This is a genomic window from Azospirillum sp. A23, assembly GCF_042938965.1.
Taxonomy (GTDB): Bacteria; Pseudomonadota; Alphaproteobacteria; order Azospirillales; family Azospirillaceae; genus Azospirillum; species Azospirillum melinis.
In genome coordinates, this window is sequence record NZ_CP170666.1 from 1,218,511 (window position 1) to 1,233,863 (window position 15,353).

The 15,353-nt window shown below is 65.3% G+C and carries 18 protein-coding genes and 1 pseudogene; 16 read left to right on the forward strand and 3 right to left on the reverse strand.

Annotated elements, in window-relative coordinates; translation table 11 throughout:
* Positions 1–147: 147 nt before the first annotated feature.
* From ABNQ40_RS14425 to ABNQ40_RS14445, 5 genes are all read left to right on the forward strand, one after another.
* Positions 148–1,341, forward strand: coding sequence for a sensor histidine kinase (locus tag ABNQ40_RS14425; protein WP_247879454.1), 1,194 nt, complete (start codon positions 148–150; stop codon positions 1,339–1,341).
* A 43-nt stretch (positions 1,342–1,384) separates the two neighbouring features.
* Complete coding sequence (locus tag ABNQ40_RS14430; protein ID WP_247879455.1) at positions 1,385–1,591, forward strand: exopolysaccharide biosynthesis protein; 207 nt, start codon at positions 1,385–1,387, stop codon at positions 1,589–1,591.
* Positions 1,592–1,620: 29 nt separating this feature from the next.
* Positions 1,621–2,217 carry an IS6 family transposase gene (locus ABNQ40_RS14435; protein WP_109047142.1) on the forward strand — a complete coding sequence of 199 codons (597 nt, stop codon included), beginning with the start codon at positions 1,621–1,623 and terminating at the stop codon, positions 2,215–2,217.
* Positions 2,218–2,412: 195 nt separating this feature from the next.
* On the forward strand, positions 2,413–3,474 hold the full coding sequence (locus tag ABNQ40_RS14440) for an SDR family oxidoreductase (protein WP_109047143.1): 1,062 nt from the start codon (positions 2,413–2,415) through the stop codon (positions 3,472–3,474).
* 56 nt (positions 3,475–3,530) lie between these two features.
* Positions 3,531–3,800: a hypothetical protein gene (locus ABNQ40_RS14445; RefSeq protein WP_109047144.1), complete on the forward strand. Its 270-nt coding sequence runs from the start codon at positions 3,531–3,533 to the stop codon at positions 3,798–3,800.
* A gap of 143 nt (positions 3,801–3,943) precedes the next feature.
* Here ABNQ40_RS14445 and ABNQ40_RS14450 read toward each other — a convergent pair whose 3' ends face one another.
* Both ABNQ40_RS14450 and ABNQ40_RS14455 read right to left on the reverse strand, forming a co-directional pair.
* A complete protein-coding gene (locus ABNQ40_RS14450; protein WP_109047145.1) occupies positions 3,944–4,228 on the reverse strand; it encodes a 4-oxalocrotonate tautomerase family protein in 285 nt (94 codons plus the stop codon).
* A 41-nt stretch (positions 4,229–4,269) separates the two neighbouring features.
* A complete protein-coding gene (locus ABNQ40_RS14455; RefSeq protein ID WP_109047146.1) occupies positions 4,270–4,980 on the reverse strand; it encodes an SDR family NAD(P)-dependent oxidoreductase in 711 nt (236 codons plus the stop codon).
* Between the two features lie 240 nt (positions 4,981–5,220).
* Here ABNQ40_RS14455 and gcvA point away from each other — a divergent pair, with 240 nt between their 5' ends.
* The 9 genes from gcvA (at position 5,221) to ABNQ40_RS14500 (ending at position 12,172) form a co-directional block, all read left to right on the forward strand.
* Positions 5,221–6,147 carry a transcriptional regulator GcvA gene (gcvA, locus tag ABNQ40_RS14460; protein ID WP_109047159.1) on the forward strand — a complete coding sequence of 309 codons (927 nt, stop codon included), beginning with the start codon at positions 5,221–5,223 and terminating at the stop codon, positions 6,145–6,147.
* 436 nt (positions 6,148–6,583) lie between these two features.
* On the forward strand, positions 6,584–7,084 hold the full coding sequence (locus tag ABNQ40_RS14465; protein ID WP_109047147.1) for a gamma-glutamylcyclotransferase family protein: 501 nt from the start codon (positions 6,584–6,586) through the stop codon (positions 7,082–7,084).
* Positions 7,085–7,200: 116 nt separating this feature from the next.
* Positions 7,201–8,106 carry an ABC transporter substrate-binding protein gene (locus tag ABNQ40_RS14470; RefSeq protein WP_391346994.1) on the forward strand — a complete coding sequence of 302 codons (906 nt, stop codon included), beginning with the start codon at positions 7,201–7,203 and terminating at the stop codon, positions 8,104–8,106.
* Positions 8,107–8,126: 20 nt separating this feature from the next.
* Positions 8,127–8,960, forward strand: a complete 834-nt coding sequence (locus tag ABNQ40_RS14475) for an amino acid ABC transporter permease (protein ID WP_391346996.1) — start codon at positions 8,127–8,129, stop codon at positions 8,958–8,960.
* 15 nt (positions 8,961–8,975) lie between these two features.
* Positions 8,976–9,755 (forward strand): amino acid ABC transporter ATP-binding protein, encoded by a 780-nt coding sequence (locus tag ABNQ40_RS14480; protein ID WP_109047150.1) that lies wholly within the window; start codon positions 8,976–8,978, stop codon positions 9,753–9,755.
* Between the two features lie 11 nt (positions 9,756–9,766).
* Positions 9,767–10,465, forward strand: a complete 699-nt coding sequence (locus tag ABNQ40_RS14485; protein WP_146255374.1) for a GntR family transcriptional regulator — start codon at positions 9,767–9,769, stop codon at positions 10,463–10,465.
* Complete coding sequence (locus ABNQ40_RS14490; RefSeq protein ID WP_109047152.1) at positions 10,462–10,764, forward strand: hypothetical protein; 303 nt, start codon at positions 10,462–10,464, stop codon at positions 10,762–10,764. Before ABNQ40_RS14485 ends, ABNQ40_RS14490 begins: the two co-directional genes overlap by 4 nt.
* 36 nt (positions 10,765–10,800) lie before the next feature.
* The gene (locus ABNQ40_RS14495; protein ID WP_109047153.1) at positions 10,801–11,682 is read left to right on the forward strand and encodes a DMT family transporter; all 882 of its coding nucleotides are present in this window, start codon (positions 10,801–10,803) and stop codon (positions 11,680–11,682) included.
* A gap of 46 nt (positions 11,683–11,728) precedes the next feature.
* Positions 11,729–12,172, forward strand: coding sequence for a VOC family protein (locus tag ABNQ40_RS14500; protein WP_109047154.1), 444 nt, complete (start codon positions 11,729–11,731; stop codon positions 12,170–12,172).
* A gap of 6 nt (positions 12,173–12,178) precedes the next feature.
* Here ABNQ40_RS14500 and ABNQ40_RS14505 read toward each other — a convergent pair whose 3' ends face one another.
* The gene (locus tag ABNQ40_RS14505) at positions 12,179–12,826 is read right to left on the reverse strand and encodes a GntR family transcriptional regulator (protein ID WP_158285508.1); all 648 of its coding nucleotides are present in this window, start codon (positions 12,824–12,826) and stop codon (positions 12,179–12,181) included.
* Between the two features lie 273 nt (positions 12,827–13,099).
* Between ABNQ40_RS14505 and proC the strand changes: the two genes are divergently transcribed.
* Both proC and ABNQ40_RS14515 read left to right on the forward strand, forming a co-directional pair.
* Positions 13,100–13,939 carry a pyrroline-5-carboxylate reductase gene (gene proC, locus ABNQ40_RS14510; RefSeq protein ID WP_109047156.1) on the forward strand — a complete coding sequence of 280 codons (840 nt, stop codon included), beginning with the start codon at positions 13,100–13,102 and terminating at the stop codon, positions 13,937–13,939.
* Positions 13,940–14,025: 86 nt separating this feature from the next.
* Positions 14,026–14,991: pseudogene (locus tag ABNQ40_RS14515) on the forward strand (IS5 family transposase); the annotation flags it as partial.
* Positions 14,992–15,353: the final 362 nt, after the last annotated feature.

Sequence of the window (15,353 nt, forward strand, 5' to 3'; positions counted from 1 at the left end):
GAGGAAGTAATTTTTCTGGACAATTAATATGTTCGCCCTGTCCGATCAGGCATCCGGCGATGTGCCGGCGCCACTTTTGCGCATAATGAGTTTGTGGTCTGCACCTGTATCTTTTCAAAAGAAGCGACCAAACGCAGGGAGCATTGCATGCCCGGTAATCCCCGCGACCAGAAGGACGCAGAGAAGATGGTCAATGCGGAGGAGGCGCGTGGCGGTCCCTTCGTGGTGGCCGCGGAATCGACCCTGATGCCGATGCTGATCGCCGATCCGACCCTGCCGGATGTGCCGGTCGTCTTCGTCAACGCCGCGTTCATCAAGCTGAGCGGCTATACGCGGGAGGAGGTTCTGGGCAGGAGCTATCACCTCCTGTCCGGCGCCGACACCGACCCGGAGGTGGCGCGTGCGATCGATCTGACCGTGCGTGCCGGGGAGGCCATCGTGCGCGGGGTGCAGCTTTACCGGAAGGACGGAAAGCTGCTGTGGGTGCTCCAGCACGTCGCCCCCGTCTTCGAGGAGGGGCGCATCCGCTACCACTTCGCCTCCTTTGTCGACATCACCGAGCGCAAGGCGGCGGAAGACCAATTGCGGCAGCTCAACGAGGAACTCGACCGCCGTGTCTCGTCGCGGACCGAGCGGCTGGACGAGCTCAACCGCCAGCTCGCCAGTGAAGTCGAGCGCCGCATCGAAGTGGAACGGGTGCTGCGCAACACACTGCACGACAAGGATTTGCTGCTGCGCGACAAGGACGACCTGATGCGGGAGGTGAACCACCGTGTCAAAAACACCCTCCAGATGGCCTCGTCCTTCCTGCGCATCCAGCTGCGCGTTGCCCGGAGCCAGGAACCGGCCGTGCAGGAGGCGCTGCACAGCGCCGTGGAAAGGCTGGACCGCATGGCCGAGATCCACGAGAAGCTCTACCGGGCGCAAGGGCTGCAGGAGATCGAGTTCGGCGGGTATCTGGGGATGCTGTGCCGTGACCTGCTGGCGTCCTTCGGGGCCGCACCCAACCCGAACATCGTGCTGGACGTCGACGCCGACGAGGCCTTTCTGAAGCCGGATCAGGCCATCCCGCTGGCCCTCATCGCCAACGAAGCGATGATCAACGCGCTGAAATACGCCTTCCCCAATGGACGCCCCGGCCGCATTGCCGTCTCGTTCCGCCACACCTCGCGCAGCCTTCTATGCATGACCATCGGTGACGACGGCGTCGGCATGCCCGACGAACGGCGGACCGGCTCGCTCGGCCTCACCCTGATGGAGTTGCTGGCCAAGCAGATCGAAGGCGGCGTGACCGTCAGCTCCGGCCCCGGCACCACCGTCACGGTGTCGATCCCGGCATGACCGCCCGATGGCGACGGGTCCAAACGGCCAGAGCAAGGGGGCCATGACGCGGCATATCCCGACATCCGAGGTTCTTCGTGGCTTGCTGGACGAGGCTCCGGCCGATTGCGTCACGCTCGGCTGGCTGCTGGAAAAACTCCACAAGCGCTCCTTCGGCATCGTTCTGCTGCTGGCGCTGATTGGGCTGACGCCGGGAACGTCACCGGTCGTCGGGCTGCTGCTGACGGCATTGTCACACCAACGATGGTAGCCCGGCGGCAGTGACGGTATTCTCACCGAATGTCACCGCTCTCGTTTGCCCGCCATCAGTTCCCGCCCGCGATCATCCAGCATGCGATCTGGCTGTATCTGCGGTTCACTTTGAGCTACCGGGACGTCGAGGAACTGCTGGCTGAACGCGGCATCGATGTGTCTTATGAAACCGTGCGCCGCTGGGTCGTGAAGTTCGGGCCGGCCATTGCTGGCAACTTGCGGCACCTGCGGCCGAAACCCAGCCCGCGCTGGCATCTGGACGAGATGGTGATCAGGGTCAGCGGCCGGCTCATGTACTTGTGGCGGGCCGTCGATGACGAAGGCGAGGTGTTGGACAAGCTCCGGTTTTACAGGGCCGCTTTCCGCGAAATCGGTCTGACCGCCCACCATGAACAAGGGTGGCGGACGAACAACCGGGCCGAAGTCTCGCACCAGCCGGTGCAGCGACGAGAGCGGAACATGCAGCGGTTCAAATCAACACGTTCCGCCCAGCTCTTCGTCTGTCTGCATGCCGCCGTCTACAACTGCTTCAACCTTCAGCGCCACATGGTCTCCCGCCGTACCCTGCGCACCTTCCGGGCGCAGGCCATGGCCGCTTGGCAATTCGCGACCGCGGTCACGTAAGCGAATGTCGAACTGGGAGTGATCTGCACACCGGCTCAGTTCCCGTGACAGTGCCACTTGAACCAGTCGGCACTGACCAAAAGGGCCGTCCTCTCCGACAGTCGGCGTCCATTCGATGTCAAGCGGGTAGGCCGTCCCTTGACGGTACGAGCTGCCCGTCTAACTGAGGTGCGGGCAACAACGAAAGCAGCTGCAATGACGGGAACCGCATTGGTGGTGGGATCGAGCGGCATCGTCGGCAGTGCGACGGCCGCTTTGTTGGTCGACGAGGGCTGGACGGTGCACGGTTTGGCGCGGCGCCCGACCGCACAGCCCGGCGTACGGTCTGTCGCCGCCGATCTTCAGGATGCACCGGCCACCGCGGGCGCTCTGGAAGGTCTGAAGCCGGATGTGGTCTTCATCACCACATGGCTGCGCCAGGAAAGCGAGGCGGAGAATATCCGGGTCAACGCGGCGATGGTCCGCAACCTTCTCGATGGGATCCGACCGGCGGGCAGCGTTCGCCACGTCGCGCTGGTGACGGGCTTGAAGCACTATCTCGGTCCTTTCGAAGCCTATGGCAAAGGTATGCTGCCTTTGACGCCGTTTCGCGAAAGCCAGGGGCGGCTAGACGTGCCGAACTTCTACTATGCGCAGGAGGACGAACTCTTCGCCGCGGCCAAGCGCGACGGTTTTTCCTGGAGCGTGCACCGGCCCCATACCGTCATCGGCAAGGCGGTCGGCAACGCGATGAACATGGGAACGACGCTCGCCACCTACGCGATCCTCTGCCGCGAGGCGGGGCGGCCCTTCCGGTTTCCGGGATCGGCGGCGCAGTGGAAGGGCCTTACCGACGTGACCGACGCGCGCCAGCTCGCCCATCATCTGCTTTGGGCGGCAACCACGCCCCAAGCGGCGAACGAGGACTTTAATGTCGTCAACGGCGACATCTTCCGCTGGAACTGGATGTGGGGCCGTATCGCGGAATGGTTCGGGCTGGAGCCGGCACCCTTCGACGGCACTGTCCAGCCGCTGGAGCAGGTCATGAAGGATGACGCGCCCCAGTGGCGCCGTATTGCCGAGCAAGAACGACTGGCGGAACCCGATCTCTGCCGTCTAGCCTCGCCCTGGCACACGGATGCCGACCTCGGGCGGCCGATCGAGGTCGTCACCGACATGAGCAAGAGCCGGCGTCTCGGCTTCACCCGCTACCAGCCGAGCGATGACGCTTTCTTCGACCTCTTCGAAAGGCTGCGTGCCGACCGTCTGATCCCTTAACAAGCGAGGTGTTGTCAGGTTGGCGTGAGCCGCTCCCACGTGGCAGGTTGGCGAACATGAGCACAGCGTCCAATCCCTATCGCGGTTTCCACTTTCCGGCCGAGATCATCAGCGAAGCGGGTACCGTCAAGTCCACGGTGGCGGGGCGGCAGATGAAGCGCTTCAAATCGCCCCGACAGGTGCAGCGCTTTCTGCCTATCCATGACCCGATCGCCAACCTCTTCCACCTCCGCCACGATCACCGCCCCGCCTCCGACTACCGCGCCGCCCGCGCCCAGGCCTTCGCCACCTGGGCCGAAGTCGCCGGTGCGCAGCTGGCCGCTTGATCCCCCGATCTCTGGGCATCCGTGGCCGAGCTGCGCCAGCCATGAGGTCGGTGCCAACGAGTTGACGGTGCCGTCCAAAGACCGCCTATCGCGCGCTCCTCCATCAACCTGGCGCCGACCGAATTATGATCGTGAGCCGCAGTTCACCCCAAAGGGGAAGGGCTTTTTCGCGGTTGACCGCCGGGTGGCGGTTCAAGAGTCTTGCCCGCCGTTTGGCGCCGGTATTCCTCAACCGGTAGCCCGCCCATGCCCCAGTTCTCCATGGGAACCTCGTCGATCACGACGAAGGTCGCCGCGTGCGGCTTGTTCAGCACCTCGAACAACAGGTCGCTGACACCCTTGATCAGGGTCGCCTTCTGCTCCGGCGTCGCGCCGGTTGCGCCGGGGCTCGTGCCCTCGCGGGTGATCTGGATGTTCACGTACGGCATCGGGTGCGTCCTTTCCGTTTGATGGCGTTACCGCCAGGGCCTTACCAGCGACCGGCATGCTGCCCGCCGTCGACGTGCAGCGTTTCACCGGTGACGAAGTTGGCGGAGTCGAGGTAGAGCACCGCGTCCACGATGTCCTGAATGTCGCCCAGGCGGCCCACCGGGTGCAGAGCCGCCAGGAATTCGTGCGTTTCCGGGGCGTGCATCGGCGTCTTGATAATGCCCGGCGACACCGCGTTCACGCGGATGCCCTTGCCGGCGTATTCAATGGCTAGCGAGCGGACAACCGCGTCCAAGCCGCCCTTGGTCAGGGATGCCAGCGCCGCGGGCACGCTGGCCAGCGGCTGTTCCACCAACGTGGTGGTGATGTTGACGATGTGCCCGCTGCCCTGGTTCAGCATCTGCGCCGCAGCCAACTGGGACACATGGAAGAAGCCGGTCAGGTTGGTGGCGACGACCCCCGCGTAGTCGGCTGCGGTGTATTCGGTGAAGGGCTTGGCGACGAAGATGCCGGCGTTGTTGACCAACGTGTCGATGCGCCCGAAGCGTTCGCGGGCGGTGTCCACCAGGCGCTTGGCGGTGTCCGGGTCGGCGACGTCGCCGCCGACGGTCACGATGTTCGGATCGTCGCTGGCCTTGATGGAGCGGGAATTGGCGACGACGGCGAAACCGCGCTGGCGGAAGCCCGCCACCAGACCCGCACCGATGCCCTGAGACGCGCCGGTGATCAGCGCAACCCTCTGCGTGCTCATGATGGATCCTTTGGGTTCGAACAAGGGGCGTGTGTGGATGACCCGCCACTCGCGGGTCGTTTCACGCCCCTTGGCGTGGATTGAAACGATGAGAAATTCTGTTGTGAGGCGGGAACCGAAGGGCCGTTGAAACTTGCGACCACGTTGTCTTTCCGTCCCGCTTTCGCATTGAAAAATGCCGCAGGACGCGTAGAACGGCAAACGAGCTTTCCTCATCGAATCGACAAGGTGGGTTTGTCGATGTCACGACCGCTGCTGCCCCTCAGCGGGTTCCGCGCCTTCGAGGCCGCCGCCCGCCACCTCAGTTTCGCCCGGGCCGCGGAAGAATTGCGCGTCACCCCGGCGGCGATCAGCCATCAGGTGCGGACGCTGGAGGATTATCTCGGCGTGCCGCTGTTCCGACGCAGCGGCCGACGCGTGCTGCTGACGGAGGCGGGGCAGATCCTGCTGCCGGATCTGCGGCGCAGCTTCGACCTGATGGAGGCCGCTATGGGGCAGGTCAAGCGGCTGGCCGCGGGCGGCGTCCTGACGGTCAGCATGTCGCCGTCCTTCGCGGCCAAATGGCTGATGCCGCGCATCGAGCATTTTCGGACGCGCCACCCCGACATCGACCTGCGCATCGACGCGGACGTGCGGCTGGTGGATTTTTCCGCCAACGAGGTGGACATCGTCATCCGCTATGGTCCCGGCTCCTACCCCGGCCTGAAAAGCGTACTGCTGTTCGAGGAGGAACTGTTTCCGGTGTGCAGCCCCCGGCTGCTGTCCGGCGCCGTCCCGTTGCGGAGCATTACCGACCTGCGGCAACATACGTTGCTGCACGACGAGACGATCAATTTCGCAGGGCCGATCCCGTCATGGCGGGTCTGGCTGCAAACGGTCGGGCTGGAGCAGGCCATCGACCTCAGCCGGGGACTGCGCTTCAATTCCTCGGTGACGGCGACCCAGGCGGCCGTCGATGGGCATGGAGTGCTGCTGGGGCGCAGTCTGATCGTTGCAGACGATCTCTCGGCCGGGCGGCTGGTCCGCCCCTTTGCGGAGTCCTGCCCGGCGGGGTTCGGCTATTACCTCGTGTATCCGCCTCAGGTCGCGTCGCGAGCGAACGTCCACGCTTTCGTCGACTGGATCATTGAGGAAGCGGCCGGGGAGGGAACCGGCGGAGAGGGGTGACGGGGTGCCGTCACTCTCCTTTGATGACCTTCAAGGGGCACTGTACGAAACTGGTGACGATCGTCGAAGAGCCACGATGCCCGCCCGCTGCGGATAACCGGTCCGCCTACGCCAGCCATCGGAGGGCGCTGCGGCGGACCGGTTCCCCACAGCCGCTCCTACACCACCTCGCGGGACACGACCCGTAACCGGTTGCCGCCGGTCTACATCGACGCATCGGAGCTCTCCACCCGGCTCGCTCGAGCTTTACTTACATGGCGAAAACCCTGTCCCGGACGCAACAATCTGGCCAGCAACAGCAATCAACAGCGTGCTCGTCCGCATCACCAGATTCGCGGTTGCTGTCGTATATTTTAACGTATATGATCACATATACGTTCTGTGGGGCGCATTCGACTGACCTGCGGAACCGCGAAATGCACAGCGAGGGTTTGAGATGTATTATTTCGGATACTGCACGTGGCTGAATCCGCCGGAACTGCACCGGTACTTCCCGGAGGCGAAGGTGGTCACCAAGGGCTACGTCGCGAACCACAAGCTTGAGTTCCATGCGGCAGCCGGCCGCGCGGATCGCGGATGGTGTCATCTGTCCAATACCGGCCGGGCCTGGGGCAACAACGTGCTGGGCATCGTCGTCGAACACCCGGACCATCATTTCGAAGAAGATTATGACGACTTCGAACGCTGCTTCGTCAGCGTCCGCGGCGACGACGGCAAGGTCTACGACTGCTGGACGTACCGCATGTCGGCGCCGGGTTCGGCAATGCGTCCGCCCAACTTCTACTGGAGCCATATCCCCGAAGGCATGAAGCACTGGGGCTTCCCGGACGAGTATGTCCGCTCCGTGCTGGCAATGTACGAAGAGGCGGCAGCCTGCCCGCGCGCCGACCGTCCGAACCCGTCCGCCGTTCCGGGCCGCTCGGCAGAGACGCGCTGATGAAACGCGCCCGTCCGCCGAACGGCCGCCCGCAGAATGCGGTCCGGCGGACGGGCGACATCGCCGCTGACAAAAGACACCAAACAAAGAACGACAGGAACAGAGGAGAAACTGCGATGCGTCTGCCCCCTTCGGCCACTTCCAGTCGGGCCATGCCGGCTTCAATCGCGGCGGTGGCCGCCTGCCTGTTCTCGATGTTCCTGCATGCCCCTGCCCACGCCCAGATCGTCGGCGAGGCCGCGGCTCTCGTGCCGAAGCCGATCCGCGACGCCGGCACCCTGCGTATCGGGTCGCAGCAGACCTTCCCGCCTGTCGAATTCCGCCAGGACGGCAAAACCGAGCCGACAGGCGTCAGCGTCGATCTGCTGAACGAGGTGGGCAAGCGTCTCGGCCTCACCATCACCTTCGTGCATGGCGAATACGCCGCACTGATCCCCGGCCTGGAAGCCGGCCGCTTCGATGTCGCCTCGGGCGGCATCAGCGACACCGAGGAGCGCGAGCAGAAGGTCGATTTCGTCAACTACCTGATGTCTGGCGGCAGCATCCTGGTTCGCGCCGGGGACGCGGAAAAGCTCAGGAGCCTCGCGGACTTCTGCGGGAAGTCGGTGGCCACCTTGCTGGGCAGCCGCGTCATCATGGCGGCGGTGGAAAAGGCGTCGGAGACCTGCGTCGCCGGCGGCAAGCCGCCGATCGCCGCCAACCAGCTGCCCGCCGCACCCGATGCCCGCATGCAGCTCGACCTTGGGCGGGTCGACGGCTATCTCGGCGATTTCCCGGCGCTCGTCTACATGAAGGCGCAGGTGCCGGGCAAATACGCCATCGCCGGCGGCAACTATATCCTGACCCCATACATCACCTCCTGGGGCTTCCAGAAGACTTCGCCGCTGAAGGAAGCCGTGCAGAAGGCCGCGCAGAGCATGCTGACCGACGGCACCTATCGGACCATCCTGTCCAAGTGGGAGATGGAGGGCGCCGCCCTGCCGGAGATCACCGTCAACCTGCCCGCCAGCAAGAGGAAATGACCGTGGCCGCCAGTTGCGCAATGGCCGAACCACGGGCCGTCCGCGTGAGGCACCGCCTGCGCTGGGGAGCCTGGCTCCTCAGCGCCATCGTCCTGCTGGTGACGGGTATGCTCCTCGTCGCGGCGATCCGCGCGAAGATCATGAACCTGGAGGTGTTCCTCACCTACCTCACCAGCGAACAGGTGCTCCTCGGCGCCCGCAACGCCCTCATCCTCGGAACTCTTGCGCTGGCGCTGGCCAGCGTGATCGGCCTCGTCGTTGCCCTGATGCGGGTCAGCGGCAACCCCATCCTGGCCGGCCTGTCGGCGACCTACGTCTATTTCTTCCGCGGCACGCCGATGCTGATCCAACTGCTGTTCTGGTTCAACGCGCTGCCCACCATGTTCCAGCGCCTCTACCTGACGATCCCATTCACCGACATCGTCCTGCTCGACGCGCCGACCACCACGGTGGTGACGCCGTTCGTCGCGGCACTTGCCGGGCTCGGCCTTGCCGAAGGCGCCTATATGGCCGAGATCATCCGCGCCGGCATCCTGGCGGTGGACAAGGGCCAGCGCGCCGCCGCCCGCGCCATCGGCATGACCGAAGCGCAGGTGCTGCGCCACGTCGTCATTCCGCAGGCGGCCCGCATCATCATCCCAGCCGGCGGCAATCAGTACATCATGCTGCTGAAATCGACGTCGCTGGCATCCGCCATCGGCTTCCTGGAGTTGCTGCGCATCGCCACCGACATCTACTCGTCCAACTTCATGGTCATCGAACTGCTGGCAGTCGCCGCCTTCTGGTACTTGGTGATGACGGCCTTTGCCACCGCCATCCAGACTTTGCTCGAAAAGACCTTCCCCCAGCGGTAGCTCTCAGAGGACGACATGGACACCTCCTTCAAGGCTGCGGCCGTGGTGCTCGACTCCGTCTCGAAATCATACGGACCGGTCGAGATTCTGAAGAACGTCTCGGTCTCCATCGCGCCGGGGGAGGTGGTCACCCTCCTCGGCCCGTCGGGAGCCGGAAAATCCACCCTTCTGCGCTGCATCAATCACCTGGAGACGATCAGCACCGGCCGCATCTATGTGCATGGCAAGCTCATCGGCTATCGCGAGGTCGGCGACACCCTGCACGAGCTGTCCGATCGCGAAATCAGCGCCCAACGCCGCTCCATCGGCATGGTGTTCCAGAGCTTCAACCTGTTCCGTCACATGACGGTGCTGCAGAACGTCATGAGCGGACCGGTCCATGTGCTGCGCACGCCAAAGGTGGAGGCGGAGGCGCTGGCCCGCGACCTGCTGGCGAAGGTCGGCCTGCCCGACAAGGCCGACCGCTACCCGTCCGAGCTGTCAGGCGGCCAGCAGCAGCGCGTCGCCATCGCCCGCACCCTGGCGCTGGCCCCCAGCGTCATGCTGTTCGACGAGCCAACCAGCGCGCTTGATCCCGAACTGTCGCAGGAGGTGGTCGCAACCATCCGCAGTCTGGCGGAGCAGGGCTACACCATGCTCATCGCCACACACGAGATGGCCATCGCCCGCGATTTCGCAGACCGCGTGATCTTCATGGTGCATGGTGAGGTGGTCGAGGATGTGCCGGCGCGCAGCTTCTTCACCACGCCCCGCCACGAACGCAGCCGGCAGTTCGTCGCCCGGCATGCCGGTTGAAGGACATCGTCATGCCAGACACCACCGACCGCGAAAACACCGAAGGCGCTCCGGATCGGGGTCCCGTGCGCAAGCGCGCCGGCACCGAACTGCTGGCGGCCGATGTCCATGCCCGGCTGCGCACCCGGATCCTAACCTTCGAGATCAAGCCGGGCACGCGTCTGGTTGAGGACGAGATCTCGGCCAACCTGGAGGTGGGCCGCACACCGGTGCGCGAGGCGTTGCTGCGCCTGCAGGGCGAGGGGCTGGTCAGCCGGGAGAAGGGATGGGTGGTGGAGAGCACCGACGTCGCCAGCATCGACCGGGTGTTCGAAAGCCGGGTCGCCATCGAAGGCTACGCGACACGCCTTGCCGCACTGCGCACCGCTCCCGCCGACCTCCGCGAGCTGATGGCCCTGGTGGAGGAGATGGATGGCTTCGAAGCGATGAGCCGCGCCACCCTCAACCAGCTCAACCGCCGCTTCCACCAGCGCATCGTTGCACTGTCCGGAAATCCTTTTTTCGTGGAGATGCATGAACGCACCCAGTTCCATTACTGGAACATGCGCCTCCCTGTCCTCTTCACGCGAGAGCAGGCGATGATGACGAACGAACAGCACCGGCTGATCCTCAGTGCCCTGTCCTGCGGTGACGCCAGCGCAGCGGAACGCCATGCGCGCGAGCATGTCGCGACGACGCATCGGATCGTCCGCGATGCGCTGGACGGATGACGATCACACTTGAAACCACCGGCACCCACCTCTACCCGGGTGCCCGCGGGACGGTGCGGGACGGGCGTCCGCCGTCGCAGCAGGAGCGGCAGCCGACCTCCTGCCTGATCCTGTTCACCGACGGTACGGCTGCGGCCGGAACGCTTAGCGCCCGCGATGCCGACGAATGGCTGCTTGCGGTGGACGCCCATCGGACCGGGCGCGGCACGGCCATCCCATCCAGATGCTGGATCGTCGTGTTCGACCGGACCGTGACGCCGCAGTCCCTGCGTGTGCGGTCAAAGTGCCCGCCTGCTTGACCCCACCCTCTTCTTTAGCCTTAGGAAGCCAGTTCCATGTTGCAGTCCCAGCACCGTTCGCTTGCCTGTGGAATCGGCCTGATCGTCGGATCGATGCTGCTGTTCAGCCTGTCGGACGTGCTGGCGAAGCGGCTGGCGGAGAGCGTCCACCCCGTCGAGATCGCGTGGCTGCGCTGCCTGGGTGCGGTGATTCTGCTGCTGCCGGTCGTGGTTGCGCGGCCGGGACTGCTGCGCAGCGTGCGCCCGCATGTCCAGGTAACCCGCGGCCTTTGTCTGCTGGCGTCGACGACCTTGCTGATCGCGGCGCTGCGCCATCTCGGGCTGGCCGAGGCGACGATGCTGGTGTTCATGTCCCCGTTCATCCTGACCGGGCTGTCGGCGCTGCTGTTCGGCGACCGGGTGTCGGCGGCTCATTGGGTAGCGGTCGGCATTGGGTTGGCCGGGGTGGCGGTGGTGGTGCGGCCGGGGCTGGACGGGGTGACCGCAGCGGTCGCGCTGCCCATCCTGTCCTCGCTGTTCTGGGCAATCGGGATGCTGTGCACGCGCCGCATCGGCGATGGGGATTCGCCCGTGACCACGCTGCTCTGGTCGGTAACCGTCGGCCTCGCCGCGGCGAGCATCCCCTTACCCTTCCACGCCACCATACTGGACGGCGCGCAGGCCCTTGCCGCAGCCGGCATGGCGGCGACTTGGACGGCCGCGCATTTCTGCGTCGTGCTGGCCTACCGCAGCCATCCGGCTTGGCAACTGGCGCCCTTCTCCTATTCGCAGGTCGTGTGGTCGGTGATACTCGGCTATGCCGTGTTCGCGGAACTGCCCGACGCCCCCGCCTTCCTCGGTTCCGCCCTGATCCTGTCCGGCGGCCTGCTGGCGGCGCTGCGCCGCCCGGCGCCCCCGCTGCGGCAGCACGGGGCGTAATTCCCCGCCAATCGACGTCATTCACACAAAAGGAGCCAAGACCGGCATGTCGCCCCTCTTCAACACGCTGCATCACGTTTGCATCGTCGTCCGCGATCTCGACAAAGCGGTCGCCTACTATGAATCGCTGGGTGTCGGCCCCTGGAACGATTACCCGAAAGGCGGACCTTATCTGGAGTTCGAGGTGCCCAACGAAGCCGCATCCAAGGCGATGCGCTACAAATGCGCCGATCTCGCCAACATGCAGATCCAGCTTTGCGATCCGGGCGAACTGGACTCGCCGCAACGCCGCTTCTTGGAGGAGCATGGCGAAGGCGTGTACCACCTAGGTTTCGAGGTGCCAGATCGCGATGCCGCCGAGGCGGAGGGCCGCACGAAAGGCTTGGGCGTCATCGCCCGCGGTCGCCGCGCCGACGGCACCGGCTTCTGCTATTTCGACACCCGCCGGGATGCCGGCGTGGTGCTGGAAATCCGCAAGTCGACCCGCTGACCGGCTTTAAAAGCCGTCCAGCGTGTCCCTGACGATGTCGTAGGTGGTCCGGACATGCTGCCGCGCAGCCTCCTCGGCCGCGTCTTCGCGGTGTTCGGCCATTGCACCCAGGATCAGCCTGTGCTGGTCGTTGGCGACCTGCGTCTGCTCCTTCGTAAAGATGATGGGCAGGCGCATGTTCCAATAGTGGAACAGGGTCTTTTCATGCATATCCACGAAGAACTGGTTGCCCGACAACTCGATGATGCGGCGATGGAAGCTGCGGTTCAACTGGTTCAACTGCGCGCGGGGCATCTGTTCGAAACGGTCCATTTCCTCAACCAACTTGCTGAGTTCCTGGACATGCCCATCCGTCACCCGCACGGCGGCGAGCCGGGTGGCATAGCCTTCGATGGCGATGCGGCTTTCGAAGATGGCCTGCATGTGGGAAGGGTCGGTGCTCTCCACCACCCATCCCTTCTCCCGGCTGACCAGCCCCTCGCCCTGGAGGCGCAGCAGCGCCTCGCGCACCGGCGTCCGGCCCACCTCCAGGCTGGCCGAAATCTCGTCCTCCACCAGACGCGTGCCGGGCTTGATCTCGAAGGTCAGGATTTTGGTGCGGAGACGCGCGTGGACATCGGCTGCAAGAAATTCCGTGCCGTTACGCTTGCTCATAAACTCCGTTCCCTCCCGATCCGACGGCCGGTCGGGCCGATGCCGCCCCGACGGATTCAGGAGGGCAACAGCCGCAATACCCTGCGTTGTCCATCCTTGAAGCATAAAGACCCCATGCTTGGCAAACCCTCCGGCTGCGGCATTCCCTCCGACGAGGCGTTGCTCACCCCGGCAGGAAGCACCGCCGGGACGCGACAGATGGTTCGAAATGGCGAGCATGGCCGGAAGCCGGTCCCGCCCGCTGCCATCCACTGAGATTGAGAGCACGCAATCATGCACACGAGTCCCGCATACGGCGACACAATCCTCCTCCTCGGTGCCGGCCGCATGGGAAGCGCCCTGCTTCGCGGCTGGCTGGCGCACGGCATCCCGGCCGCGTCCATCACGGTGATAGACCCGCAACCGGACAAGGCGCTGGAAGGTCTGGCAGTCGACACCGGCTTCCAGCTCAATCCCGCGGAACCCGGCTTGGCGGACGTCCTTATCGTCGCGGTAAAGCCGCAGCTGGCCGCCGCAGCGGCGCAGGACATGCGGGCCCGGCTGGGGGAACACAGCCTGGTGGTATCGATCATGGCCGGCAAGACACTGGCCGATCTGCGCCAGCTGTTTCCGGCTGCCGGCGGTTTCGTCCGCGCCATGCCGAACCTTGCAGCCGCAGTGGGGCGTGGCGCCACCGTCCTGATCGCCGACCCATCCTGCCGCGTCGAGCAGGCTGCGCAGGCGGCCCGATTGCTAGCCGCGGTCGGTGAACTGGAGTGGCTGGCCGACGAGACTCTGATGGACGTGGCGACCGCGGTGTCCGGCTCCGGCCCGGCCTATGTGTTCTATCTGGTAGAATGCTTGACCCGGGCGGGCATCGAGGCCGGCCTGCCGCCGGAAACGGCGGAGCGTCTGGCGCGCGCCACCATCGATGGCGCCGGTGAATTGCTTCGGCAGACCAGCCTCCCGGCGGCGGAACTCCGCAGCAACGTCACCTCACCGGGCGGGACCACGCAGGCCGGCCTGTCGGTGCTGATGCGTGACGGCCGGATGGAAGCGATTGTCTCTGCGACCGTTGCCGCTGCTGCTGCCCGCGCGCGCGACCTCGGCGGCGTTTCCCTGCCAGCCGGTTGAACCGACCTTGGCGCATAAATCGGTGGAAGATTGGCAACATCACGATAGCGGGGTAGGAAAGCGGCCCCGCTGAAACTGAGAACCCGATGCCCTACAAGGCCAACGAGAACCGCCGTCACAAGATCCCGAAGGCCTGCTATCGGGTTGAGAACGGGGCGGCCTACAACGCGGGACTGCGCCGACGCGGTGACCTGACGATCTGGGTGACACCGGAGGCGATCGCGTCATGGACACCGCCCAAATCCGGTCGGCGCGGCCGGCCAGCGCGCTACTCCGACATCGCCGTCGAGGCCGGGATGATGCTGCGCCTGGCGTTCGGCCGGCCGTGGCGGCAGACCGAAGGCCTGCTGGGCTCGCTGATGCGTCTGCTCGGCCTGACGCTCCCGGTTCCCGATCACACGATCTTCTCTCGGCGCAGCGCCGATATGGCGGTCGCGGCGGCGCTGTCCAGCACGGACGGGCCGGTCAGCGTAGTGATCGATTCGACCGGGCTGAGGGTGTTCGGGAAAGGCGAGTGGCACCTGGAAAAGCATGGAGGCCAAGCGCGCCGAAGCTGGAGGAAGCTGCACTTGGCGGTCGATCCCGATTCCGGTAAAATCCTCGCCTCAGCCCTGACGACTACGGAGGACGGCGATGCTTCCCTGGTCGGCCCGCTGCTCGACCAGATCAAGCGCCCGATCGGCACGGTGCTGGCGGACGGCGTCTATGACGGCGAGCCGGTCTACCGGGCCGTGGCCGCACACAGCCCGGACGCGGAGGTCATCATCCCGCCGCGCTCCACCGCCGTGCCGAGCACCAGGGCCGAAAGCGCCCCCAGCCAACGCGACCGCCACATCCAGAGGATTGCCGAGCGTGGTCGGCTCGGCTGGCCGCGGGACGTCCGCTACGGCCGCTGCTCCCTGGGCGAGGTCGCGATGATGCGCTACAAGCAGCTGATCGGGCCCAATTGTGCGCCAAAGCCGTTCTCCACTACCTCGGTGCCGGCACTCATAGGCCTGAGGGTGACCACCGGCTCGTTGGCCTCCCGCTCGGCCCCGGCGGCGACGAAGATTGGAAGAGCCTCATCCCTGAGTGCGCGGATGGGCTGCGGCCTGCTCGGCCAGAAGATGCAGCCGGAGGACATCGTCCGGTCGCCGCCGGAGCGTCAGCGCCAGGTAGCTGCGGCCGGGAAAGGTCCGCCGCAGCCGCATGTGCTGCTGCTCACAGCGTTCGTCCACTTGGTCGCGCACGAAGATGGCAAACAGGCCTTCAGCCCAATCGGTGATATCTCCCCAGCTAAGCTCACAAGTCCCCTTCCCTGCCCTCGCCTTGCCGAGGCTTCCGAGGTCGAGCTCCACCAGCACCGACGCGGTGCCAGCCAGCGAAGATTTGTGTGCAAAAGGTTCGCGCACCGTAGTCTCACGACGGCGCACGG

Bases quoted from the DNA above. Each gene is read 5' to 3' on its own strand.
- ABNQ40_RS14445 (WP_109047144.1), top strand. From the start codon at position 3,531: ATGAGCACAGCGTCCAATCCCTATCGCGGTTTCCACTTTCCGGCCGAG.
- ABNQ40_RS14480 (WP_109047150.1), top strand. From the start codon at position 8,976: ATGGACACCTCCTTCAAGGCTGCGGCCGTGGTGCTCGACTCCGTCTCG.
- ABNQ40_RS14440 (WP_109047143.1), top strand. From the start codon at position 2,413: ATGACGGGAACCGCATTGGTGGTGGGATCGAGCGGCATCGTCGGCAGT.
- ABNQ40_RS14455 (WP_109047146.1), bottom strand. From the start codon at position 4,980: ATGAGCACGCAGAGGGTTGCGCTGATCACCGGCGCGTCTCAGGGCATC.
- ABNQ40_RS14475 (WP_391346996.1), top strand. From the start codon at position 8,127: ATGGCCGAACCACGGGCCGTCCGCGTGAGGCACCGCCTGCGCTGGGGA.
- ABNQ40_RS14465 (WP_109047147.1), top strand. From the start codon at position 6,584: ATGTATTATTTCGGATACTGCACGTGGCTGAATCCGCCGGAACTGCAC.
- ABNQ40_RS14490 (WP_109047152.1), top strand. From the start codon at position 10,462: ATGACGATCACACTTGAAACCACCGGCACCCACCTCTACCCGGGTGCC.
- ABNQ40_RS14425 (WP_247879454.1), top strand. From the start codon at position 148: ATGCCCGGTAATCCCCGCGACCAGAAGGACGCAGAGAAGATGGTCAAT.
- ABNQ40_RS14485 (WP_146255374.1), top strand. From the start codon at position 9,767: ATGCCAGACACCACCGACCGCGAAAACACCGAAGGCGCTCCGGATCGG.
- ABNQ40_RS14500 (WP_109047154.1), top strand. From the start codon at position 11,729: ATGTCGCCCCTCTTCAACACGCTGCATCACGTTTGCATCGTCGTCCGC.
- ABNQ40_RS14470 (WP_391346994.1), top strand. From the start codon at position 7,201: ATGCGTCTGCCCCCTTCGGCCACTTCCAGTCGGGCCATGCCGGCTTCA.
- ABNQ40_RS14435 (WP_109047142.1), top strand. From the start codon at position 1,621: ATGTCACCGCTCTCGTTTGCCCGCCATCAGTTCCCGCCCGCGATCATC.
- ABNQ40_RS14450 (WP_109047145.1), bottom strand. From the start codon at position 4,228: ATGCCGTACGTGAACATCCAGATCACCCGCGAGGGCACGAGCCCCGGC.
- proC (WP_109047156.1), top strand. From the start codon at position 13,100: ATGCACACGAGTCCCGCATACGGCGACACAATCCTCCTCCTCGGTGCC.
- ABNQ40_RS14430 (WP_247879455.1), top strand. From the start codon at position 1,385: ATGACGCGGCATATCCCGACATCCGAGGTTCTTCGTGGCTTGCTGGAC.
- gcvA (WP_109047159.1), top strand. From the start codon at position 5,221: ATGTCACGACCGCTGCTGCCCCTCAGCGGGTTCCGCGCCTTCGAGGCC.
- ABNQ40_RS14505 (WP_158285508.1), bottom strand. From the start codon at position 12,826: ATGAGCAAGCGTAACGGCACGGAATTTCTTGCAGCCGATGTCCACGCG.
- ABNQ40_RS14495 (WP_109047153.1), top strand. From the start codon at position 10,801: ATGTTGCAGTCCCAGCACCGTTCGCTTGCCTGTGGAATCGGCCTGATC.